Origin of the sequence: Janthinobacterium sp. BJB304, from assembly GCF_002735765.1 — a bacterium.
Taxonomy (GTDB): domain Bacteria; phylum Pseudomonadota; class Gammaproteobacteria; order Burkholderiales; family Burkholderiaceae_D; genus Janthinobacterium.
Genome location: NZ_PDZN01000026.1, coordinates 21958 through 45909, shown reverse-complemented (window position 1 = coordinate 45909; position 23952 = coordinate 21958). Strand labels below are relative to the sequence as shown.

Annotated in this window: 19 protein-coding genes, 1 tRNA gene and 1 pseudogene; 4 read left to right on the top strand and 17 right to left on the bottom strand. The window is 60.3% G+C overall.

Annotation, left to right across the window (positions count from 1 at the left end):
- Positions 1-346 precede the first annotated feature (346 nt).
- Positions 347-433: transfer RNA gene (locus tag CSQ95_RS24725), tRNA-Leu, on the top strand.
- A 169-nt stretch (positions 434-602) separates the two neighbouring features.
- A complete protein-coding gene (locus CSQ95_RS24720; protein ID WP_099411409.1) occupies positions 603-1610 on the top strand; it encodes a site-specific integrase in 1008 nt (335 codons plus the stop codon).
- Positions 1611-1783: 173 nt separating this feature from the next.
- Here CSQ95_RS24720 and CSQ95_RS29355 read toward each other — a convergent pair whose 3' ends face one another.
- A complete protein-coding gene (locus CSQ95_RS29355; protein ID WP_143450069.1) occupies positions 1784-3208 on the bottom strand; it encodes a hypothetical protein in 1425 nt (474 codons plus the stop codon).
- A gap of 1008 nt (positions 3209-4216) precedes the next feature.
- On the opposite strand from CSQ95_RS29355, the gene CSQ95_RS24705 reads away from it, so the two are divergent.
- Positions 4217-4666, top strand: coding sequence for a hypothetical protein (locus tag CSQ95_RS24705; RefSeq protein WP_143450068.1), 450 nt, complete (start codon positions 4217-4219; stop codon positions 4664-4666).
- Between the two features lie 225 nt (positions 4667-4891).
- Here CSQ95_RS24705 and CSQ95_RS24700 read toward each other — a convergent pair whose 3' ends face one another.
- The 5 genes and pseudogenes from CSQ95_RS24700 to CSQ95_RS24685 all read right to left on the bottom strand — a co-directional run.
- Positions 4892-5530 carry an SOS response-associated peptidase gene (locus tag CSQ95_RS24700; protein WP_099411405.1) on the bottom strand — a complete coding sequence of 213 codons (639 nt, stop codon included), beginning with the start codon at positions 5528-5530 and terminating at the stop codon, positions 4892-4894.
- Positions 5531-5540: 10 nt separating this feature from the next.
- Complete coding sequence (locus CSQ95_RS29350) at positions 5541-5879, bottom strand: hypothetical protein (RefSeq protein ID WP_143450067.1); 339 nt, start codon at positions 5877-5879, stop codon at positions 5541-5543.
- Positions 5880-6383: 504 nt separating this feature from the next.
- The gene (locus CSQ95_RS24695) at positions 6384-6599 is read right to left on the bottom strand and encodes a hypothetical protein (RefSeq protein ID WP_099411404.1); all 216 of its coding nucleotides are present in this window, start codon (positions 6597-6599) and stop codon (positions 6384-6386) included.
- Positions 6596-7654 carry a phage portal protein gene (locus CSQ95_RS24690; protein ID WP_373632921.1) on the bottom strand — a complete coding sequence of 353 codons (1059 nt, stop codon included), beginning with the start codon at positions 7652-7654 and terminating at the stop codon, positions 6596-6598. The genes CSQ95_RS24695 and CSQ95_RS24690 overlap by 4 nt, the downstream gene beginning before the upstream one ends.
- Positions 7651-8547: pseudogene (locus CSQ95_RS24685) on the bottom strand (terminase large subunit domain-containing protein); the annotation flags it as partial. The pseudogene CSQ95_RS24685 and the gene CSQ95_RS24690, both read right to left, overlap by 4 nt.
- A 564-nt stretch (positions 8548-9111) precedes the next feature.
- Between CSQ95_RS24685 and CSQ95_RS24680 the strand changes: the two are divergent.
- Positions 9112-14154, top strand: coding sequence for a diguanylate cyclase domain-containing protein (locus CSQ95_RS24680; protein WP_099411402.1), 5043 nt, complete (start codon positions 9112-9114; stop codon positions 14152-14154).
- A 34-nt stretch (positions 14155-14188) separates the two neighbouring features.
- Here CSQ95_RS24680 and CSQ95_RS24675 read toward each other — a convergent pair whose 3' ends face one another.
- The 11 genes from CSQ95_RS24675 to CSQ95_RS24635 all read right to left on the bottom strand — a co-directional run bounded on the left by CSQ95_RS24675 (position 14189) and on the right by CSQ95_RS24635 (position 23946).
- Positions 14189-15688, bottom strand: a complete 1500-nt coding sequence (locus tag CSQ95_RS24675; protein WP_257218207.1) for a nucleobase:cation symporter-2 family protein — start codon at positions 15686-15688, stop codon at positions 14189-14191.
- A gap of 469 nt (positions 15689-16157) precedes the next feature.
- Entirely contained in the window at positions 16158-16322 is a 165-nt protein-coding gene (locus tag CSQ95_RS29755) for a hypothetical protein (protein WP_180279150.1), read from the bottom strand.
- Positions 16323-16450: 128 nt separating this feature from the next.
- On the bottom strand, positions 16451-16777 hold the full coding sequence (locus tag CSQ95_RS24665) for a hypothetical protein (RefSeq protein ID WP_099411400.1): 327 nt from the start codon (positions 16775-16777) through the stop codon (positions 16451-16453).
- A complete protein-coding gene (locus CSQ95_RS24660) occupies positions 16774-17271 on the bottom strand; it encodes a glycoside hydrolase family 19 protein (RefSeq protein WP_099411447.1) in 498 nt (165 codons plus the stop codon). Before CSQ95_RS24660 ends, CSQ95_RS24665 begins: the two co-directional genes overlap by 4 nt.
- 14 nt (positions 17272-17285) lie before the next feature.
- Positions 17286-17714 carry a hypothetical protein gene (locus CSQ95_RS24655; RefSeq protein ID WP_034785835.1) on the bottom strand — a complete coding sequence of 143 codons (429 nt, stop codon included), beginning with the start codon at positions 17712-17714 and terminating at the stop codon, positions 17286-17288.
- Between the two features lie 68 nt (positions 17715-17782).
- Complete coding sequence (locus tag CSQ95_RS24650; protein ID WP_099411399.1) at positions 17783-19768, bottom strand: tail fiber domain-containing protein; 1986 nt, start codon at positions 19766-19768, stop codon at positions 17783-17785.
- Positions 19768-20598, bottom strand: a complete 831-nt coding sequence (locus CSQ95_RS24645; RefSeq protein ID WP_099411398.1) for a hypothetical protein — start codon at positions 20596-20598, stop codon at positions 19768-19770. Before CSQ95_RS24645 ends, CSQ95_RS24650 begins: the two co-directional genes overlap by 1 nt.
- Before the next feature lie 33 nt (positions 20599-20631).
- Positions 20632-21342: a hypothetical protein gene (locus tag CSQ95_RS29345; protein WP_143450066.1), complete on the bottom strand. Its 711-nt coding sequence runs from the start codon at positions 21340-21342 to the stop codon at positions 20632-20634.
- A complete protein-coding gene (locus CSQ95_RS29340; RefSeq protein ID WP_143450065.1) occupies positions 21339-21629 on the bottom strand; it encodes a hypothetical protein in 291 nt (96 codons plus the stop codon). Before CSQ95_RS29340 ends, CSQ95_RS29345 begins: the two co-directional genes overlap by 4 nt.
- Entirely contained in the window at positions 21626-22480 is an 855-nt protein-coding gene (locus CSQ95_RS24640) for a hypothetical protein (RefSeq protein WP_099411397.1), read from the bottom strand. The genes CSQ95_RS29340 and CSQ95_RS24640 overlap by 4 nt, the downstream gene beginning before the upstream one ends.
- On the bottom strand, positions 22477-23946 hold the full coding sequence (locus tag CSQ95_RS24635) for a hypothetical protein (RefSeq protein ID WP_099411396.1): 1470 nt from the start codon (positions 23944-23946) through the stop codon (positions 22477-22479). The genes CSQ95_RS24640 and CSQ95_RS24635 overlap by 4 nt, the downstream gene beginning before the upstream one ends.
- Between the last annotated feature and the right edge of the window lie 6 nt (positions 23947-23952).

Sequence of the window (23952 nt, the reverse complement as noted above, 5' to 3'; positions counted from 1 at the left end):
CTGGCGGGAGATGACTCTCCACTCCACGATGAGAGTGACACCTGTCGGCTCTTAAAAGCCGCCGGGCTTTTTGCCGCCGAGTTGTTGCCAGCTTATCCGTCAGACCGGTGTGCCGTTCACGTCATCCAATATCCGCAGCCGCTGACAGATAAGCGTGCGACAAAAATCGCGCGCACGGTGGCGCGCCGAGTGCGTTTGCTGAGTCTCGTTTTTTGGCGCGACGACACACATGGCAGGCCGGCTAGCCACGCATCGATCTGACGAAGTAACTCGAGCAACAAGACTGACGCAAATGCGGCGCAACATGGCGCTATCGATATCACTTGTGCTAGAATCTCGCCGCGCTGCCCGGATGGTGAAACTGGTAGACACTGGAGACTTAAAATCTCCCGCCTGTAAGGGCGTGCCGGTTCGATTCCGGCTCCGGGCACCAGCGCACAGAATTCAGAAACATCAAAAAAGCCATTAAACCCAATAAAATCAACGGGTTAGTGGCTTTTTTTTACGTCCAGGCATTCGGCTTAATCCAGATTAAAACCGACAAAAACCAGTAGCGATTACGCCAAATTTACGCCATGATTACGCCTCAACGAGAGGGATGCATGGCTTCATTCAGGAAACGGGTTGGCGGTTGGCGGGCAGAGATCGCCATCCACGGCACTCGGGAATCTAAAACATTCAGCACCAAGGCCGAGGCTGCGGCCTGGGCGTCGGAACGCGAAACCGAAATCCGGCGCGGCGCCGACAGTGGCATCGTCATCGGGAAAAGCTGCGGCGACGCATTCGACAGGTATCTGGAAGAAGTCTCGATCCACAAGCGTGGCGAGCGATGGGAGCGCCTGCGCCTCAATGCCATTGGCGAAGTGGTCATTGGCGGCGAGAAAATTAGAGATATAAAACTGGCCAACGTGACACCTGAACTACTCGGCGCCTGGCGCGATCAGCGCATGACCGGGGAAAGCAAAGTCAGTGGCGCCACCGTAAATCGTGAGCTGAACTTGCTTTCCCACGTTTTTACAACTGCGCGCAAGGAATGGAAATGGCTTGCGGCCAGTCCGACCAGCGACGTGCGCCGCCCCAAACCTGCCGCCTCACGCGAACGCATTCCTAGCGAGGATGAAATCGAACGCTTGTGCAACGCACTTGGCTTCGCCGACGAGCCTGTGGCGACCAAGAGCCAGGCCGTGGCGGTCGCCTACCTCTTCGCCATCGAGACGGCCATGCGGGCCGGGGAAATTTGCGGGCTGATGCCCGCCTGGGTTGACGGTGCCGTCGCCCGCCTCCCCGCCTCGATCAATAAAAACGGCGTGCGACGCGATGTGCCCCTATCGACGCGCGCGCTGGAACTCCTGGCGCTGCTGCCGGACTCAGGCGATGCGCCATTGTTCGGCATTTCCACGGCCTCGCTCGATGCCCTATTCCGCAAAGCGCGCGAACGATCCTGCATCGAGGGGCTGACCTTCCACGACAGCCGGCATGCGGCCATCACACGTTTGGCCAAAAAATTGAACGTGCTGGACCTGGCGCGCATGGTTGGCCACAGGGATTTGCGTATGCTCCAGGTCTATTACAACGAGAGCGCCGAGGATATGGCGGCCAAGCTTGGGTAACTCCCGCCTGAAGCGGTGTAATGCACATATCGTGAATTGATGCCGCTTGTGGACCAATTCAAAAGCTTATACCGACACACATACCTACAACGCCACGTTACCCGACAGCGTCACACCGCTCTTATACGTGTTCACGACCGGAAGCAGTATAGCCAGCAGCATTGCTGACAGGATCAATCTTCCTTCTTGGGTTCATCCGTCGCCACGATTGACTTTGCTGTTTCGACAACCTTTACAGCTTCAGCCTTCGCACTCTTTGCTTGCTGAAGGCTTTCACTGATCAGCGCCATTATTTTCGCTGGTAGATCGGGCGCCTCTTTGATAGCGCCTTTTACCGTGTCAGAGTTGAGCAACTCGGACCAAGGAGAACCATGCTGCACCGCCTCCACCAACCTCAGCGGTGCCTCATCCAAACGCGTCAATGCGGAGCGGAAGAGCGTCGCCTGAAACTCAGGATCAAGAACAGCAGCCTCTTTCCTGTAACCTTCGTAGGCTTTGGCAACAGATGCTTTGAAGGCATAATCCTCCGACAAGCGGAATCGCTGGCCAATCTGTTTGGTGGCTAACCAAGAGAACCATAGGGGTGCGCCGACACCTAAGAAGGCAAGGAGTATCTGAGCAACTATGGCAGGCCAGTTTGGATTTTCTGCGCGCAGCTCCGCAGCCAATGAGGACAAACGGATGACACCAATTACAGATCCGGCGATCAAGGCAACAACCAAGCCCCCGACCCATAACTGCATAGAATTACCCAGCGAAGCAGCTTTTTGGTCAAATGCTCCTGCAAGTCCTTTGGTCGTTGTGATGTGGTAGGCCTCCTCACACTTTGCGATGAGTTTTTCAGCCACGTCTTCATTTTTTTTCATGCTCTCCAAAGTAGCCTGGACTTTCTTCTGCATGTCATCCAATGCATTCTCGGTTTTCACCTGAACCTCGCCCCAGGCAGTATTGGCTCTGCTCTCTATAAAATCGAGTACTTCCGCCGCCTTTGTTGCTGACTCGGCGCTTTTGGAGGCATTTCTGTCGGTTTCTTGAGCGGTCTGCTCGACTGCCTCCCGAGCCTCTCTCAAGGATTGCAAATCCAACTCAAGATTTTCTGCTACATGATGCGCGGTATTGATTGCTGCAACCTTCTCGGCCAGGCCTGGAATAGCTGACTCAATGTCTTCCACGCGACGTTGTGCGGCAACCGAGCGTCGGGCAAGCTGGGCTGGCAAAGAAGCATTAGATACGGCCACCCACCCTGACGAAGGTAGCAATTTATCACGTATATATTTTAGGGTTTCAAACATGGCTGGAAACCCCTGTACGCCTCCGTTGTAGGTATTCGGCAGCGTCTGGGTTTGCATTACAGAAATACGATGTGACAAATGCAATACCCATGGCTTCATCTCATCGGGGTACTTTTCGGCGTTCACGGAGCGTAGATCATCAGCAATACTGCGAACGACCCAAGAGAAATCTTGCCGGTTTAAGGCTGGGGCTGGCCACCCCCAGTAATCAGTGAAGATCTGGTCCGTATTATGGGGAAATGAACTCACTATTTCATCAGCGAACTGGTCGAGTGCGGTACACACTAAGGATAGATCTTGATGCATAGCTTGCTCCTCCCCGGAAACTAAATTATCCAAATGGTAACATGCGAGTGAGAGTAGCAAACAGAAATTGTCAATGCGACGCGAGGGGAATATTCGCCATCCAGACACGGGCTGACGCGCGGGGGCGTAGAAGCTGGCTAAGTCGGAAAGCAAATTAGGATCAATACCGCGCGTATGCGGCGCTCGAGGTCGCCGCGTAGCTGCAGTTTGAGGAATCGGAGTGGGCTGGGCCGGTAGGCCCATTCCTTCGAACGTCACGAACAGGTTAAGCCGTCGCTAGTTTTCAAGTCTTAAAAATATTCTTTATATATCAGCCACTTGCGGAATTTTTTATTCCGCAAGCAACATGATTTTAGCTCTTTGAAACACTGTGTTTTCAACACCCATCACATGAGATGCGGAAGCGATTTTCCAATGGCAACACCAAAAACCTGAGTACTAAATGCACAAATCTATCAGTGAAAGACGCCAGGAGTCCAGGCGTCTTTCAGATGAAAATTACCGCTTACTATCTGGCGTAATAGCAGTAGGAACCCAAACGCTGCCGGGCTTAGACGTAGGCGGTGCCTTGTGATGATCTGGGATCGTTGCGAAATTATCCTTCATGCCACCACGCGGCCCTTGCTCTTGGTAAATGCCGCCTTTGTTGCCAGGAGTAGTACCCGGCTTAATTGGAGTTTTTGCCATTGCTTGTCACCTTTCAGGATGATGCCGAAAGACAATTCTATCGACGGGTTAACAATTGGTGCTGGCCATCAATTTACAAGAGATAAATATTAAAATATTCATCATGCAAATGAATTATTTACAAGTATAAATTACACGAAGATCAGGTCTTCCGTCAGACGTGGACTGATGCGTTATGCGCTGTGACCCGGCACCGGGCAGAAAGCATATGGAGAAAGCTACGTCAATTCGGGGTTCCTGATGAACAGGGCAACAATGCATTGCAGAAAAAACAAAGGCGGGGTACGCTGCGATGGTTGCCAACTAATTAACGGAGCTAAAGTGAGAACAGTATCCCCGTATGAAATTATTTCCGCTGACGATGTATTGCCAGGGCAACTCATCTTGTTGACGATTGATGAGCAAACTACTACCGCATTCGCTATTCGCGACGCCAACAAGGACGTAGGATTTCTTATCTTGGCAGGTAATCACATCGGTGAGGTTGAGTACCTTGATAGAGAAAAAGTGCAACGATTGACTCAATCTGTTTACATGGAGCTACCAAGGGACGCTAGTGGTTGGGCAGGCCAGAAGCGCCCCGAAGACCCGTTGCTGGTAGCTATAGCTGGGGAGAAAACTTATTTCATTTATCAAAAACACGGACAAACAAGTGCTGTAGACATTGATACTGGACTGGTAAGTGATACTCCTAGAAACCCACTTTATCTGCACAAATGGGCGATTTATGAGGACGAATCCCACGAACTGCTTCTGCAAGGCGGCGCCTAAACCTCATGCGAGCGTCTGCACAAGCTAAACCACAGTCTCGCGCGACGCTCATAATTCCCGTATGGCCGTTCCCCTTCACGTAGCACCCTGGGCAACGGAGGAGAGGTAGATGGTTCGGAGCGGGGCGGTTTCAGGTCAAGCCCTCCAGAATTTAGCGGACACTCTAATCCGCACGACAGGGTAACGCGACGGTGTCGGGTTGCACATAGCAACACGGGTTCGTGCTTATTTTTTCACACGCGGCGGAAGTGGATCAGCCACAGCAACGAGGCGTTCTGCTGCATACTGCTGGAACAAATCCTCTTCACTCACAAGGGAACCATCGAGCCAGCCGTGATACTGGTCCGGGTCGAGAATCATCACCATCCGTTTTTCATCATCCGGCTTATGGAAGCGCTGCATGAGCGGGTGGCCATCGGCGTTTATCGTCAGCATCGAGAACGACAGCAGCAAGTCTTGCGGCCGGAACTCCCATATCCCGGCGATGGCGGCCGGCATTCCATCGGCGCGCTCGATGCGCCAACGGATCGGCTTCCCTGTTTCGTAGCAGGGTTCAAAGAAGTTATCGGCAGGGATAATGCAGAACTGTTTGCGCTTCCAGGCATTGCGGAATGATGGCTTCTGCGCCACAGTTTCGGTACGTGCGTTGTAGGTCTGGCGCGCCAGCTTCATATCGGCCCAATGGGGCACCATCCCGAAACATGCCGGCGCGACTTCCAGCTCGCCGGGCATGTCGTGCGAGGCGCGAATGATCGGCGCCATGTAGCCTGGCCAGGCTTCCGGCGGCAGATCAAATTGAGGGAAACGGACAGCAAAATGCTGTTCGATTTGATCGCTACGGCTGGGGGTATAGTCGGCGCACATGCAAATTATTCTACCTGCCTTCCGGCATAGGTGGCGGCTCCGTCCCGACAAAACACAGCCAGGACTGCGCATAGTCGCAAAATTGCATATCTTTTTTGCTGCGTTCAAACCCTGATAACACCATGCGCCCATCCCGATACCAGAGCAAATTGACATCGAAAAGTGTGTCAACGTATTTTCCGCTCTCTCCGTAAGTGAAGCGGGCCAGCCTTACCAGACGGTGTAAGCCCTGGTCTGTCGTTTCAACAACTTCCAACGTTCCGGGCCGTGCTGAGTTGTAGCGATCATGCAGCCGTCGCTTGGGCACCTCTACACCAGCAAGGCGCATCTTTAACATTTTAACAATCATTGTGACACCTGAGTAAAATACTGTATATACATACAGTATATCAAGAGTTCTTGAGGCCGCAATACCCGGCAATGATGCGAGGGCGTGAAGATGAATGATGCGCAGAATGCAGACGCCAATACATGGGCCAGAACCGCGCTAGGGCGCGGCGCAGCGCGAAAATAGCGCCGCTCCCACGGTTCCACACCACCCGCACCAAAAAACGCTCAAAGTGCGTCAAAATGCGTCAAATCGCGCCCCCACTCTTCACCCCGCCGCGCCAGTCCTCATGCGCCTTCGGCCATGGTGCAAATTTGAGTCAAAAGAGCCCTATATAGCGGGCAGGTGTGGAGGGGGGACAACTGCGCGCGCCGGGCCGAAACGGGCCCTTTTTTTGCTTCAAGAGCAACATCAATCGTCAGGACGTGAAAAAGCCGCCTCATGGGCGGCTTGTGCGGTGGCTGGGGCGCTCCGGCGCGGCTGGGCTATCGCGGCCCTGCCCTGCCGGTCAGCGCGGCGTGGCGGTCATCCTGGGCGACCGGCGCGCGCCTTCGCCGCCTGCTGCTTCTCGTAGTCGTCGCGGCAATCGACGTTGCAGAATGGTAGGCCGGGCGCCAGCGGCTCGTCGCAGTAGTGGCAGCAGCCGCGCGCCATGAGGGCGGGCCGGCGCCGCACGGCGGCCAAGCCGCGAGCCACCTCTGCGAAGATGATCTTGTCGGTGTTATCGATGTGGTCGCTCATTGCGCGCCCTCCCCGCCTGTGGCCAGGTCATACGGGGCAAACTTCACCACTTCCACGCCGGCCCACTCGTTGATCGCTTCGAACTGCGCCTGCAGCGGCACCAGTTCATTGCGGGCGAAGACGCGCGCGGCCGGTTCCACGGCGCCGAAGCCGCCGGCATTGTTCGGCAGGATGCCCATCAACTGCGGCGGCACGCGGTGCGCGGCCAGCTGGTCATCGCGCGTGACGCTCTTGATGTTGAAAAACTCGTCCTTGGCGGCCACGTCCGACACGGGCAGAATCTGGATGCCATCCTTCTTGCCGTTCGGCGCGTACATGAACAGGTTGCGGAAGTTGCCTGGCCCCTTGCTGTCACGCATGGCCTGGCGCAGGTTGTCCACGTCCTGGGTGTTGGCGGCCGCGTCCGTCATGTAGAACACGAAACCGGCGTGCGAACCGTTCTTGTAGTACTTGCGGCGGAACAGCGTGGCCGCCTCGTTGAGCCAGGCCGATTGCAGCGCGCTCAGGTACTGCGGCACGCCGTACAACTCCTGGTTCACGTCCGGTTCCATCAGGTGAAACACGCGGCCCTTGTCGAACTGGTGCACGGCCTGGTAGCCGTTCACGAAAAAATAGGTATCCAGATCGACGCCGCGCCGCATGTACTTGGCCAGCGCGTGCTGGTACGCCAGCGCCTTGCCGCTGCGGCTGGGCCGGTCTTCCAGGTAGGCGTTGCCGAAGGTCAGATAGTCCAGGGCCATGCGCTTGAAGCCATCGCGCGACAGGTATTTCGTCGGCATCAAGGTGGAGGTCAGCACGTTGGCCTTGAAGTGGATGGCGCTGCTGTGGTGCACGCCGGCATTGAAGGACTTGGCCAGGCCGGCCAGGTTGACGGGCGGCTCATACCAGTGGCCGTTCTTCCAGCATTCGAAGCAGTCGAGAATGTCGGCGTGCTCGAGCACGGGCGTGGGGTCGCCGAAGGAAAACGCCTCGATGCCGGCGGCGGCCGGCGCCGTGGCCGCTGTGGATGGCGCGCTCTCGGCCTGCCGGCCGCGCAAGTGTCGTGCTTTGCTCAAGAATAAATCTCCATGAATGAGTGGTGGTTGTCGGTGGTGCCTTCGAAGGGCTCGTGATCGAGGGCGTGCATGCAGGCCCACGCCAGATCGGCGTGGCCGGTTTCGTCGCTACGGCCGGCGACATAGGTCACATGCCGCCCGCTGGGGGTGAGGGTCTTGTGGATGGCCATGAACGATTGCGCGATGTCCGTCCAGCCGGCGTCAAACTCCAGCCGCCCCTTACTGATGATGTTTTTGGCCTTCAAGACCATGCGGGTTTTGACTTCGGGCGAGTAATTCAGGGCCGTCACGGCGGGGAAGAAGCCGCGCACGATGGGCAGCACGCCGATGCCCATGCCAGTCGTGTCGATGCCGATGTATTCGACGTTGTAACGCTGCGTCATCTGGCGGATGGCGTCGGCGTGGTCCTCGAAGCTCTGCCCGCGCCACTGGTGACGCTCCAGGATGCGGAACTTGCCGCCGGCCGTCATGGGCGGCGCCAGCACCACGCAGCCGGCGCTGTCGCCGTTCAAGGCCGGGTCGTAGCCGATCCACACGGGCCGGTTGCCGAACGGGCGCAGGCCCAGCAAGGGCTTGTAGTCGTCCCACTCGACCCAGGAATCGACCATGCAGCGCTGCAGCTCGGCCAGCGGGAAGACCGAGGCCGAGTCGTCAATAAAATTGCACATCAGCAGGTTGTCGAACTGGTCCGGGCTGTATTCGAAGTTGCGCAGCTCGTCGATGTCGAACAGGTTGCAGCCGCCTCGCTCGGCGTCCAGGATCGTGACGATCTGGCGCCAGATCTTGTCCTCGCCCGTAAAGCCCGACGAGAGGCGGCCGTGGCTCACATCGATATTCACCTGGTCGACCTTGGCGCGGCGCTTGTTGAACAGCTCGCCCGTCCAGAACGGGTACCCACCTGCAGGATTCCTGCATCCGTTTTTTGATCGACGAGTTCACTTTGCGGTTGAAGGGGTTGGTCGCTCGTTATCCCGGCCGCGTTCGTCTTGTCGATAGTCGCGGCACCTTAGGTGACGACGACTGGGCTAACGAGCTTCATCCAACGTCGACGGGTTTCGAAAAAATTGCGCACAATGTGTGGCTACCCATATTGCAAGGCGATGGACTTGCACCTAAGTGATAACTAGTTCAAGAAAGGTATGGAGGCTTCCTCAATTCCAGAAAATCCTCTTGTATCTTGCCCAATAGCATGTGCTGGCCGAGGTGCGGCATCTACGCGTAACTCTTCCTTGTCTGTAAATTCCGACACCTCCATCACCTCTACTTCTTCACCTTGCCGCGACTGTCATCACGATCAATTCCCACACCCGGGCTAACCTGCTCCCACTGACGTTTTTACAACACCCCGCCCCCCTCTCCCTCCTCCAAAGCCCCCTACTGATATAATACTTACAATCAAGTAATATTCCGAAATGTGCGCCTCCAGGCTCCCGCAACCGTCTGTGTACTGCTAGCCCATGCGCTCTCTTTTCGACCACGAGATCATCAAACAGCTGCACAGCGGTGTCCGCTCACGGGTTTACCGTGCCAGGGCTGCCGATGGCACCGCGCTGATCGTCAAGCAACCCAATCAGCAGTTCCCCTCCTTTCAGCAACTGGCGCAATTCAAGCGCGAGTATGCGATCGCGCGCCGCTGCCGCCATCCTGGCGTGGCGCATCCGCTGGCGCTGCAGCTGCACGGCGGGTGCTGGACGATGATCGTGGAAGATTGCGGCGGCCAGGCGCTCGACCAGGTGTTGCGTGCGCAGGTGGCGGCGCGCAGGATGCCGTCGCAACCCGCCTTGGCGCTGGACGACTTTTTCGACATCGCGTTGCAACTGTGCGCGGCGCTGGACGAGGTTCATCGTCAGGGCGTGATCCACAAAGACATCAATCCCGCCAATCTGGTGTGGAATGGCGACCGGCGCCTGCTGCAGCTGATCGACTTCGGCATCGCCTGCGAACTGCCGTACGAAAGCCATGGCATCGCCAATCTCCAGACGCTGGAAGGCACGCTGCGCTACATGGCGCCGGAACAGACCGGACGCATGAACCGGCGCGTCGATTGGCGCGCCGATTTCTATGCGCTGGGCGCCACCTTCTACGAGCTGCTGGCCGGCCAGGCGCCGTTCGAGACGGGCGACGAGATGGAACTCGTGCATTGCCACATTGCGCGCAGTCCCGACTGGTCGCACCCGGCGCTGGCAAGCTTGCCTGGCCAGCTGCTGCCGATCATCCAGCGGCTGCTGGAAAAAAATGCCGATCAGCGCTACCAAAGCTTGCAGGGCTTGCGCAGCGATCTCGAAGCATGCCGCGCGCAAAAGCCGGCGCAGACGCTCAAGCTGTCCGACCACAACGGCCATTTCCTCGTGCCGCAAACGCTGCACGGGCGCGAGGATGCCATCGCCGTGCTGCTGGCGGCATTTGAACGCAGCGCCGCGGGCAGGTGCGAGATGCTGCTGGTGGCCGGCCATTCGGGCATCGGCAAGTCGGCGGTCGTCAACGAAGTGCAAAAGCCCATCATCGCGCGGCGCGGCTGCTTCCTGTCCGGTAAATTTGACCAGCTCCAGCGCGACGTGCCGTATGCCCCGCTGATCCAGGCCTTCCAGGAGCTGGTGCGCCAGCTGCTCGGCCAACCCGAGGAAACGCTGCGGCAGTGGTCCGCCAAACTGCACGAGGTGCTGGGCAGCGGCATCGGCATGCTGATCGAACTGATTCCCCAACTGGCGCTGATCGTCGGCCCCACGGACGCAGTGCCCGCGTCGGACCCGGCACAGGCCCAGCTGCGCCTGGACCGCCTCTTCCCCCGCTTCGTCGAAGTGTTCGCCTGCGCCGGGCATCCGCTGGTGCTGTTCCTCGACGACCTGCAATGGGCCGATGCGGCCACGTTGCGAATGATCGAACTGCTGATGGTCTCCTGCCACAAGAGCTGCATGCTGTTCATCGGCGCGTATCGCGACAACGAGGTGAGCGCCGACCATCCGCTGATCGCGCTGCGCGACAAGCTGCTCGCCCGCGAGGTACGCCTGTCGACGCTGTTACTGAGCGCATTGACCGAGCCGCAGGTGGCGCAAATGGTCTCGGCCACCGTGCGCGTGGCAACCCACGATTGTGCGCCGTTGACCAGTATTTGCTACCGCAAGACGGCCGGCAATCCCTTTTTCCTCAACCAGTTCCTCGCTTCGCTCAATGAGACGGGCCATCTGCGCTACCGGGCCGACGACGATTGCTGGGACTGGGACCTGCCCGCGATAGAACAGGCCAAATATACCGACAACGTGGTCGAGGTGCTGCTGGAAAAAATCCGCCGCCTGCCCACGGTGACGCAGCATCTGCTGCAACTGGCCGCCTCCTGCGGCAACCGCTTCACGCTCGATACGCTCGCGCTTGCAATGGACCGCGCTCACCGCAAAACGCAGCAAGACCTGTGGCCGGCGCTCAGGGCAGGCTTGATCCAGCCGCTCGACGAACGCTATAAGTACGTCAGTGGCGACAGCGATGCGGCCAACAGCGGCGTCGCTTACCGCTTCCTGCACGACCGGGTGCAGCAGGCCGCCTACCTGGTCGCCGACGACGCTACGCGCGTGGCCAACCATCTGCTCATCGGCCGCTTGCTCCTGCGGCATACGGCGCCGCAGCACCAGGACGCAACACTGTTTGAAATCGTCGAGCAGCTCAACGCCGGTCGCGCGCTGATCAAAGATGCGGACGAGCGCGTGCAGCTGGCGACGCTCAATCTCCAGGCCGGCGTCAAGGCACGGCGTTCCGCCGCGTTCCAGTCCACGCTGGAACACATGCGCATAAGTCTCGAGCTGCTGCCGGAGCACGCATGGAGCGTCCACGCCAGCCTCTGGCTCGACCTGCAGCTGGGCGCGGCCGAAGCGGCTTACCTGTGCGGCCAGTTCGATACGGCCGAGGCGATCTATCCACTGGTACGCGCCCGCTCCCTGAGCCCCTTGCAGCAGGTGCGCTGCATTGCCATCCAGGCGCACCAGTATCAATTGCAGGGCCGCCTGCTCGACGCCATTGCCGTGCAGCGCGACGGCCTGGCGCTGCTGCACATCGACATTCCGCACGATGTGGCGCAGATGAAGGCGCGCTTCAGCGACATTCTCGCCGACATCGGACAGCAGCCTGGCGCGCACGCGCCCGACACCCTGCTGGCGGCCGATGACATGTGCGAGCCGGACGCCGTGGCCGCGATGCAGATGATGCAGGGCCTGTGGATGGCCAGCTACTACGCCGGCCAGCAAGATCTGAGCGCGCTGATGGTGGTGTCGATGACGCGGCTGTCCATGCAGCGGGGGAACAGCGATTTCAGCGCTGTCGCCTATGTCGGCTACGCGATGATGCTTGCACTGTACAGCGGCGACATCGCGCGCGGCTACGCCTTCGGGGCGATGGCGATGGCGCTGGCCAGGCGCCGTGCCAACCTGCAGACGCGCACGCTCACGGGCCTGATGTTCGGCGCGCTCAGCAACCACTGGACGCAGCCGCTGCGCAGCTCCGACGCCCTGTACGAAGAAGCGTTTGGCTGGGCGCTGGAAATCGCCGACTTCGTGCAGGTCGGCGTGGTGGCGGCCGTGCGCGCCACCGACCGTATCATCCTCGGCGACTACCTGCCGCACCTGATGCACGACATCGAGCACGACCTGGCGCTGATGCGCGCCAACGGCCAGCAGGCGATGGCCGATTGCTGCGTCGCCGCCGCGGTCCAGCCGATCAAATGCCTGATGGGTCTCCTGCCCCGTCACGACAGCTACGACGATGGGGTCTTCAGCGAGGCGCGCTTCCTCGATCAGTATGGCGGCTCGCAGCTGTACCGCGCCTACTTCTTGCAGGGGAAAATACGCAACGCCTACCTGTTCGACAGCGCCGACGCCGAGCCGCTGGCCGGCCAGCTTGGCAGCGTCACCCAGATCATGCGCGGTCAGGCCAAGGTTGCCGAGTGCAGCTTCTACGCCGCGCTGATCCTGATCCGCGCCTTGCGGCGCGATCCTGCGCGTGCCGATGCGAACGATGTGCAGGCCGTGGTCGACACGCTGCAAACGAGCCTCGCCGAGTGGGCCAGGCAAGGCTCGGACAATAGCGACGCCAAGCATCTGCTGGTGATGGCCGAGATGGCACGCTACCGGGAAGACCTGCAGCTGGCCACGCGCTGCTACCAGCAGGCGATCGACGCGGCCGGCCTGGCGGGCTACGTCAACATGCAAGCGCTGGGCAATGAACTGTGCGGCGAATGCTGGTTAGATCAGGGCCACGCGCGCGTGGCCGGCGTCTTCATCCAGGACGCCATCGCGCACTACGGCCAGTGGGGCGCGCAGGGCAAGGTGGCGCAGCTGCAGGCGCGCCATGGCGCACTGCTGTCAAGGATGGATGGCCGCGGCGCACAACGTCATTCCGTCTCCCACACGCACGGCAGTTCAGCGCTCGACCTGGCGTCGCTGCTGAAAGCGTCGCAGATCCTGTCGAACGAAGTGGGCCTGCGCAGCGTGCTGACGCGCCTCATTACCATCGTGTGCGAAAACGCCGGCGCGCAGGTGGCGCGCCTGCTGCTGCTGTCCGAAGGCAGCTACCAGCTGGAGGCCAATATCGATGGCGATGTCGTCACTGTCCTGCAATCGCGCCAGTTCGACCTGAACGCCGCCAGCGACCCGCAGTTCCCGCTGTCGCTGCTGCGCTACGTCATTCGCACCGGCGCCGAGGTGATCGAAGACTGCATCACGGGCGCCTCGCGCTTTGCCGCCGATCCGTACGTGCAGTTGCACCTGCCGCGCGCCGTCATGTGCCTGCCGATACGGCACGGCGGCCAGATCGGCGGCATCCTGTATTTCGAGAACCGGCTTGCAGAAGCCTCGTTCACGGAGGAACGCGTGGCGTTCCTGCGCATGCTCGGCGCCCAGGCGATGATCTCGATCTCCAGCGCCAGGCTGCATGACAGCCTCGAACGGCGCGTTGCCGAACGCACGGAACAGCTGGAAGACGCCAACCGCAAACTGGCGACCTTGTCCATCACCGACGGTCTGACCGGCCTGGCGAACCGGCGTCATTTCGACGACGTATTGCGTGCCGAATGTGCGCGTGCCACGCGCGTCGGCCGGCCGCTTGCCGTCATCATGCTCGATGTCGACTACTTCAAGCGCTTCAACGACAGTCACGGCCACCAGGCCGGCGATGCATGCCTGGTGCGGGTCGCGCATGCGCTGGCGGCCGGCATGCGGCGCGCGGGCGACCTGACGGCGCGCTATGGCGGCGAAGAGTTTTCGATCGTGCTGCCCAACACCGGCGCGGACGAGGCGCGCCAGATCGGCGAAGCACTGCGGCGGGCGATCGAAGATCTGGGTATCTCCCACGCGAACGCGGAGGCGCGGCAGGTGACGATCAGCGTCGGCATCGCGGTCCAGCCGGCACCGGGAGCCGCCGATCCGGACGCCCTGCTGCGCCTGGCCGATGCCGCGCTGTACCACGCCAAGGATGAGGGGCGCAATTGCGTGGTGCTCAGGGTGCTGCCGCCTGGCTGACCGGCAGCGCCGCGTTAACGGCGCCGACGGTGCCTCAATCGCTGCCATGACTGTTCTCGCGCGCCTGCTGCCGCGCTTTTTCGCTTGACGCCAGCCCGTTGAAGAACAGATTGAGCAGCACGGCAACGATGGCGGCCAGCAGGATGCCGCTGTGCAGCAACGGTGACAGGACTTTCGGCATGTGCTGCGCATATTGCTCGGCCACCAGCGGCAGCATGCCGAAGCCGATAGCCAGGGCCACGATGAACAGGTTGTTGCGGTTGCTCTTGTAGTCGACGCCGGCCAGAATGCGGATGCCCGTGGCGGCGACCATGCCGAACATCACCAGCCCCGCCCCGCCCAGCACGAACGCCGGCACGGCTTCGGCCGTCTGCGCGATCTTCGGGATCACACCCATGATGAGCAGGAGGATGCCGGCCGCCACGCAGACCCAGCGGCTACGCACGCCCGTCACGCCCACCAGGCCCACGTTTTGCGAAAACGACGTATACGGGAAGGTATTGAAGATACCGCCGATCAAGGTTCCCAGACCATCGACGCGCAAGCCGCGGCTGATGTCGGCCTGTTCGATACGCTTGCCCGTCATCTCGCCCAAGGCCAGGAACATACCGAGCGACTCGATCATGACGACGATCATCACCAGGCTCATGGTCACGATGGCAACCAGGTCGAAAGTCGGCATGCCGAACTGGAACGGCGTAACGATGGCGAAAGCCTTGGCGCTGGCTACCTTGGCGAAGTCGGCCTTGCCCAGCGCAAACGACAGGGCCGTGCCGGCGATGATGCCGATCAACACGGCGATATTCGACAGGAAACCACGGCCATACTTGGCCACCAACAAGATGACGGCCAGCACGAAGAAGGCGATACCCATGTTGTCCAGCGCGCCGTAGCCGGGGTTGGCGATCATGGGCACGGGGCCAGGCGGCGCGGGCAAGCCGGCCGCCGTGGCGGCAGCGGCCATCTTGAGGAAAACGGGATCGGCGATCTGCGCCATGGCGGGCGGCCCGCCCATGGCCCAGTTCACGCCCACGCGCATCAGCGACACGCCGATCACGGCGATGATGCTGCCCGTGACCACGGGCGGGAACAGGGCCAGCAGGCGGCTGATGAAGGGCGCGATCAGCATGGAAACGACGCCGGCGCCGATCACGGCGCCAAAGATGCCGGTGATGCCCAGGGCCGGATTGTTCGCCATGGCCAGCATGGGACTGACGGAGGCAAAGGTCACGCCCATCATGACGGGCAGGCGGATGCCGAAATGTTTGCCGATTCCCAAGGACTGAATCAGGGTCACGAGGCCGCAGCAGAACAGGTCGGCACTGATCAGCGCCGCCACCTGCTCGGGCGGCAGCTTGAGCGCGCGGCCGACGATCAGCGGCACGGCGATGGCGCCCGCATACATGACGAGTACGTGCTGCAAGCCCAGGGTGAACAGTTTCCCGGCCGGCAGCACTTCATCGACGGGGGACGGAGCGGCAGGCGTGGTACCGGGCACGCCGCGGTGGATGGATTTCAGACGGGGAGAGGCCATTTACGCTCCATTTCCTGGGTTACCGCGGCCCGGATGGGTGCAGGTGAAAAGGAAAAGCAAGACAGAAACGGGACGACAGAAACACACTAGCGGCCGATGATGCATGCGAAGCTCCTTGGATGGAATGACCGAGGTAGCCATGCACGCTTCGTGCCAGGTGATTGTATACAGAGATTGTGCCGAAAGTCACCAGAAATCAACTAATTAGGCGGTGAATGCACCGTTTTCTCGCATGCCGCCCCGCATCTGCACCAGAAGGCGGCGGCGCTGGCAGGCCACTGGTGAATGGGGACTGCTGCCTGGAACGCCTGTCAAAAACCAATGCGCGTCGTCATTTGCGGCCGGCGATGCTCACTGCCTCGGCGGCACGCTGCTTCGTGCAGTGGCGTTTCTCGGGCCAGCGGGGCGCCGGACGTTCCCTGCGCTCGTCACGGTTTTGGTGGGCGCTATCAGGCGCCATCAGGCGTTGTTAGCCGCCGGTACAGGCATCGAGCAGCGCTTCCAGCTGACGCACATGGGCGGCACGCAATTGCTCGCGCGCCAGCAAGGCTTGCACTTGCTCGAAGATGCCGTGGGCTGGCACCGCCGGCAAGGCGGGCGAGGCGGGGCGCGTGGCGATGCATGGCGCGCTCACCGGCCACGCTTGCACCTGCGATGCTGGCCCCCATGCCGCACAGCCGGTCAACAAGCTTACCAGCAATAAACTGGCTAAACGGTTGGCGAGGCTGCCTGCATGCCTTCCGGCACGTTCGCCTGGCGGCCTCATGGCATTTCTCTGGCGATCAAGGCCTCGGCGGCACGGCAGGCGTCGCCTTCGGGCGGCAGCGCCAGGATGCGCGCTGCCGCCGCTTGCGCCTCTGCCTGCCCGGTCTGCGCCGTGGCCAGCGCCTGGCGTACCCGCGCCGACCGGCGTGCGCCCTCTTCCCGCATCGTGTCGAGCGCCTGGCTCTGGCGCCGCAATACGGCTTGCACTTCGAGTACTTGCGCCGCGCACGCGGCACGGCCCGTTTCGCGGCCCCAGCGCTGGGCGCAAAACACGGCCGTGCCCAGCAACAGCAGCATGGCCACAATGCTCCAGGACGGCTTCATGCCAGCACCTTGCGCGCAGCCTGGTACAAGGCCAGGCGTTCGGCCAGGCCGTTCACGCCACCGTTGACGCGACGCGTCACCCGTTCCTGGTCGCCCGCATCGGCCAGGCGGTTCAAGCCGCGCGATTGCCAGAACCAGCCCGCCGAGCGGCACGCGAAAGTCGTCTGCTCCAGCAACTGCGGCGCCGCCAGCAAGTCGATATCCAGCGCCACGCCGCACGCCGCGTAGTTGGCGCGCCCCGTCACCTGCAGCAAGCCGCGCCCCTTGAAGCGCACGCCATCGCCAGCGACCACATTACCCAGGTCCGCGCGTCCTTCATAGGCAGTGCCGCTGGCCAGCTCGCGCACATAACGCAACTGTCCCGATTCGTGCCCCACCTGCGCCAGAAACGCCGCTTGGCGCAGCGGCGTATCGATGCTGAACTCGCTCATCGCCGCATTCAGCGGAGCCATGAACAGCGTAGCGCGGCGGCCGGCCAACGGCATGATCTGCATCAATTGCGCGCCTGTCACAGCATGCCCCGCACATCCTTGACGGCAGCGGCCGCATCGGCCGCCAGTTCGCCGATATCCTTGCCGCGCCGCTTGTCGAACCAGCGCACGCAGGCGCCCAGTACCCACCAGGCAGGCAAGCCGGCCGCCACCATCAGCGGCGCGGCGATAAATAAAAATCCCGTGGCCGGGTCGCCGCCATACAGGCCCGCCACGGTTTTCGCACTGTCGAACAGGCTGGGCCACCACGACAGCACGGCGGCCACCAGCACGGGGCCGAGAAAGGTGGAAATGATGATGCTGGAACAAAAACGAATAAATGCCTCCTTGGTGGATTGGGGCCACATGAACATGAAGCCCAGCGACGTGGCGGCGGCGCCGGCCAGCACGGGCACGCCAAACAGTTTGATCAATGCGCCGCCGGCGGCGGTGGTTTCGAGGGCCATGGTTGCCTTTCAGGTGGTGGAAATGAAAAAACCCGCCGAAGCGGGTTACAGTGGTGAAAAGTAGATGGCTAGGCAGCAAGCTCGAGTGCCGCCAGCCGCAGTTCCAGCTGATCCTGGCGGGCGGCCTGGCCGCGTGCAATGAACAGATTTAACTCATCAGGACGAAAACTGTACATGCTGCCAGCGAGTTGGACTTCCGTTCGAGCAGGCTGAACTTCACCGGGTTCGGTATACCCCTCTGTGAGTACCTCGTCGTATGCTTCGGCTGTCTCTGTGGCTGCATGGCGGACCACGACGGGTGGGTGCACTTTGTCCGGCACCTGGATCTGCGGATGCTCGGTGGTCTTTTCATCCCACTCGTCATAGCAAATAAAGCCGTAGGCGAGCGGATCCAGCCGGTGGCTTTCCATCACTTCGATTGCCCGCTGCACCGTCATGCCAATATGCTGACGCGCTGCCGTTCCCTTCTCCCTCACCGCTTCCAGGAAGCGATATTTTCCTATTTCTCTGGCCAATTGGGTGGCAGCGGCGATTTCATTGCCAGACAAGGCAACGACTGCCGTTTTATGCCGGGCATCGGATGTCTGGACCACGCCAGTAGAGGCGTATATATTGGTCCAGCGCCGGTTAAAGCTGCCGAGTCCAATTACATTGTCTTCCCAAGGGTAGACGTAGTCTCCTTGCACGCATAATACGGCAGTTAACACTCCGGCTCGCTTTACTGCGATAGTGAAACTTCCCAGTGTTGCATTATTATCAAACCAGACACGTCCATGTTCGATCGCGTTGTTATAACTGAAAATATACGATGCCTGGCCCTGCGCTGCGTCCAGCGCCAGCGCTGTGTAGCCCCCTAAAGATTTGACGGCCACTGTATTCTGGCCAGGCGCATTGACCTGAAAGCCTCCCGGAAACAACGTCGCGTCTGACGTACTGGTTTTGAAGTAAATGGTTCCGGCGCTGCTCGACTCATAGTTAATAATCGAAAACTGACCGTTGGAGTTCTTCAGGATATCCGCCGAGGTGGACGCGCCCCCCGATGCCGCCTTTGTAATCAGCCGTATGATCGAACAATTGCCCGCTCCGCCGGCCTCGTTCACCACATCCAGATACCGGTAGCCGACAACCGGACGCTGCTCTCCCACGCTCACGTTACCGTTAATACCAAGAGTCATGGTGTTCGTATTACCCGTATAAAACTTCAATGGAAGAAAGCTTCCCGTACCAATTTGCGCAGACGACAGCCTGACACTATCAGCCCTGACGACGCCCAGCGCGGCCAAGGAGGTATTCTGCGGATTGTCGTCGGCATAGGCATTGAATTGCGCGACCGTACCGGTACCGTTAGGAATTGCGCCAATAATAGTGGAACTATTCGCTGTTGTCGTACGCAACAGCACCCGGGCATCGTGGTTCGCATTGGAAAAATCCCCACCGATGACACCGCCAAACACCGCGTTATATGCATTGGCTTTCAATGACAACGCACTGTCCACCGCAGCGCTAACTGGTTTTGCCGCGTCTGCCGTATTGTCTACATTCCCCAAGCCAACATCAATCTTGTTACCGGAAATGGCCACCTTGGCCAGACTGGTGGTTGTCGCCTTTTTCAGCTCAAGCTCATTCAACGCCGCCTGCACATTCGTCGCAATAATCCCCCCCACCGGCGTGCTGCTTATCTGCGACGCCACGTTGGACGGTATCGTTACCCAGGCGCCAGCCTGGAATACGCGCAGGCAGCCGCCGTTCAGCACCGTGTCCCAGTAGGTCGCGCCGGCCAGCAGCGCTGCGCCAGCGTTGTCCGATGTCGGCGCCAGCGCTTTAGCACCGAGATAGCGCGCGTCGAGCGAAGCAAACGCGGCGCTTGCGGATGCGGCCTGCGCGGATGCTTTAACTGCATCTGCGCTGGCGCTGGTAGCGGCCTGTCCCGCCGCTGCCGCACTGGCCGCAGCAGCAGCCGCATTGCGCGGAATATCCGCGACATCCTTAGCAAGCGCCAAGTCGTTGAGCTTGCGCAAATAGTCAGTCTGCCCTGGATAGAAATTGGCTGGCATTAGATTTCCTCTACAGTAATGGATGTGGAATAACGTTCGAATTGCGGCGTGGCGACGGCAGCCGCATCGGGCAGCTTGCCGTACACCTGGTGATCCTGCTCCAGCAAGGGGTCGTCGGATTCCGGAAAGAGGCTGATGAACACCGGACGCGACTTGCCATTGCCGCGCAAGATGGCCATCAACTTGCTGCGGTCGGGTGGCGACATGGCAGTCAGGCTCAGAGCCAGCTTGCGGCTGCGCGGTCCCACATTCGTCAGCAAATCACCGCCTTCATTGCGGTAATGCTGGCTGGCATCGTCGGCCGTCACCGAAGCACCATAGTCGGCATTGCTTTCAGGCGACCAGTACATGCCGGCGACAAGGCGCGACGCCTCGATGTAGCCGGCAGGATTGAGCGCGTCATCGATGTCAATTTCCAGCTTTTCCACCCAAGCCGGTGCAAACCAGATGCGCCCGTAGGCGCCGCCGCCATACGAGAAGGCATTCACGCCCAAGGGTTCCAGGCCCCAGTCCCAGGCGCCAAGCGGCTGGTGTGCACAAGCCTGCACCGTGCCCGTGTCGAATGCGGGTATCGAATCGCTCGCCAATACGTAGCCGCGCACACGCAAGGTGGCGGCCGAACTCAAGTTGCAAAATGGCAGCGCTAAGGCGCCGATCAAAGCGGTCGAGGGAAAAACAGCGCGCAGGGTGGCGCTCGTGCCTGTCGACCGCCATACTTCGGATTTAATGTCCGTCAACAGGTTTGCTGCGGTGAGCCCCCCCGACTGGCTCGATGCCGTGATGACGCCCAGGTCAGCCGCATTGTGGTGGATGATGCGTAAATTCGTCATGACATATTCTTTCCTGAAATTTGCAAAATATCTCTACGGCAGGAAGCTTCCATCTATTACCAGGAATGGCGAAGGATGACTTACCGTTGAGTCTTTACCCCGCTGACCTTGCGATTCAATCCTCTTGAATGTGAGCCCTGCCGAATATCCCACTGTATTGTTCGCGGTGCGCAAAAGAAAATAGCGGCTATTCGTCAGGATGTAGCCAGGCTCAAGATCAAAATACGAAACATTGTAGAAAGGTGCATTTCCAATGGCGATTGGACGATCAACGGGAGGAATCCGGACACTTTCACCCAGCGATCCGGACGCAATCGGGAAAGTGATATTCGGTGTGCCAAAATCATGGGTCACGTAGTGCTCCTTACTATGCCGTAAGATCAAACCAAACTTTGAGCGTGCCTGGGATATGGTGGAAAAGGCCCAAACATCCACAGCTTCCTGCCTGTCAAATTTTTCCCAATCTCCTCCGGTACCGCAATACACCCCCACCGTATGGACACCATCCTGATACGATGTGCCAAAAATGCCGACACGCCGGCCAAGCGGCAAATCGAACGCCCACAGCACCGGGCGATCCGTCGCAAACGTATATTGTGAGTAGCCCGTCTGCCATGCGCTATCCTTGTAGTAAGGCTGTACAGTTTTCAAGAAATTCGCTTTACCTATGCAGGCGGTGCCAGGGGTATCGCTATCGACCACGAGATCGCCAGCGGCATTCAAAATGCGCAATGTATTTGTCATTTCAAATACACTCCCGCAGTCGTCATACTGGTTGATGGCAAACCGCTGCTAACGGGGAAAATAAAACGCGGATAGCCAGGTGTTTCGTCATAGGACCACTCCACATGATTTTGCCCATCGCCATACACCACCATTGGCATGCGGCCACGCGGCAAGCCAGGAAAGATGATGGTTTTTCCTGTCGCCGGAATGGCGAAGATCCCAAGACAGACTCCGCCTGCCGCCTGCCGTGAATCGAATATCACCCGGCCTGTATCGGTACGAAGTATCAACGCGGCGGCCCTCATAAAGCCATCCCCAGTTCTATCACCGCCCGGCCGTCTTTATTGAACACGTAAAATCCGTTCGCATTGAGTTCAATTCGTTGATATCCAGTCACCTCGCTGGGCGTCGAACGCAAATAAAACGTGCCATCCGCATTAATGACGACATTGCCATTGGCGGACTTACAGGTATCGCTGAACGTCAACGCCCCCGTCTTGGTCGAAATCGCCTCCAGCGAGCCAAACTTGGCATAGTTCTGGAAAGGAGTCGTCCACACAGTCTGGTTGGTTACCGGATCGTAGTTGCCGCTGGACTGGAACCACACCTGCCGTTCCGCCGGGGCGCCATTGATGGCCGCGCCCCAGGGGCGCGTCTCGCCCCAGGTACCCACGGGGGGATAAGCGTCGCCCTGCACCGTCACGCTGGCCGGATTGAAGGCCAGCGCATAGCCGTCGATCAGCGTGAAGCACTGGCGCGCTGACTTGCCGCTGCTGCCATTCGATCCAGGCACGCCATTCACGCCGTCCTGCACCTTGTTGACGATCTGCTGCGCCGTGAACGTCACGCCGCTGTCGTGCAGCAAAGTGGCGGTCACGGTGACCTGCTGCACCGACATGGCGCTATAGGCCAGGCTACGCGTGTTACCGCTACCGCTCAGGACGCCGCCAGCGCTGCAGCTCCATTGCACGGTGCCGGGCAAATTGATTTGCGTGGCCTTGAAATTGATGGCGGCCGGCGAGCCGGCGCCGCTGGTGCTGACGTGGAACACGGGCGTGTCCACCGTCAGCAGCAGCGCGGCCCCCGCTTCCGGCGCCATCAGCCGTGGCGACGTTGCCTGCAACAGCACGTCGCGGTCATTCATGATGGTACTCATACGACAAACCCCACTTTCACATGTCCAGTCAACCAATCCGGGGCCAGTGATACAACCTGCCCCGCCACGCCGTTTTCCATGCCAAAGCGTGGATGCGTGACTGTCACGGCCTGTCCCAATTCCAGCGCCAGCATCTCCGCCGTGCCGTCGAATTCGTAAACCATGCGCGGCACGCGGCCAATCGCCAGGCGACGCTGCGCCTCTGCCTCGGCATCGACGCGGCGCAGCAGCATGGTGTCCTGCTGCAGCGGTTCCGCGTCGAGCCGGTAGGCCGCCTGTATCGCACTGTCCACAAGGGTGGCCGTCAGCCACTCCGTTTCAAACAAATCCTTGTGCTGGACTGGGATACCTGTCAGCAAACCCGTTTGCACGGTCCAGTTCTTGCAGAAGCCCAGCTTGACGGATGCCATCGGCGCGCTGCGGCTGACTGGCGTCAGGCTGCCCGCCACCATGTGCTTCGGCCCTACCTGCGTCGGCGAGCCGGCGGGAGGCAGGCTAAGTTGCAGCAGCCGCAGCTGCCCCAGGCGGGACATCACCAGCTGCGCACCCAAGCTGGACGCCAACATCTGGCAGGCATTGAGCACATTCGTGCGGCCGGCCAGGAACAGGCCCACCGCTTGCGGATGCGCGGCATCAAACGCCGCCAGGTTGGCCGTATCGAGGTCGCCATCGGCAAAGCGGTCGCCCACCTTGCCGTAGGCTGTCGCCAGGCGCCGCACCAGCGCGGCCACCGTATTGGCATAGGCGCCAGGACGGTCGCCCTGCACAGTCACGGTAACTGTCCCGGTGGGTGGCGCCGCCAGGACGACGGTGCCCCTGGCCTTGTCAGCCGTGATTCGCACCGGCAACCCGTTGTCGCGCACTTCGATGATCCCTTCGATGGCGCCGTCATGCACCTGGTATTGAAGCAAGGCCGGATCGGCCAGCAGCGGCGTGATGTTGTGCACCTCGCCAAAAACCAGTGGCAGCACGGCATCCTTGTTCGGCGTCGCGCCCCCCAGCTTTGCCTCGCTGACAGGCGTATTCAGGCGTTGCAGCTTGTCGCGCAGTTTCAGCGCCAGCTTGTCGCGGCCTTTCGGCGCGATGTCGGCCACCACGCCATTGAAGATCATGCGAAAGTCGCTGCGGCGCCAGCGCGGATCGCCGATCCAGGCACGAATCGGACGGTTCATCCACACGTCATCGAGCCAGGCATCACGGATGCCGGACGGATTGTGGATCTCGATATCGCCCGCCGACAGGCTGGCCTCACCGCCCAGCGACAGCTGCTCGGTGAACTGCATGCCCGTCGAGACGATGGACTGGTAGGCTAGGTTAGGCGGCGTGTCATCGGGGGCCGTGACATAGGCGCCCGTGCTGAGGAAGCGCGTGCTTTCCTGGCCAGCGCTACGCACGGCCACCTCTATCAGCACCAGACGCCGCGCCGAGGCGTTGCGCAGCCACGCGGTGAACTGCGCGTCGCTCATGGACCC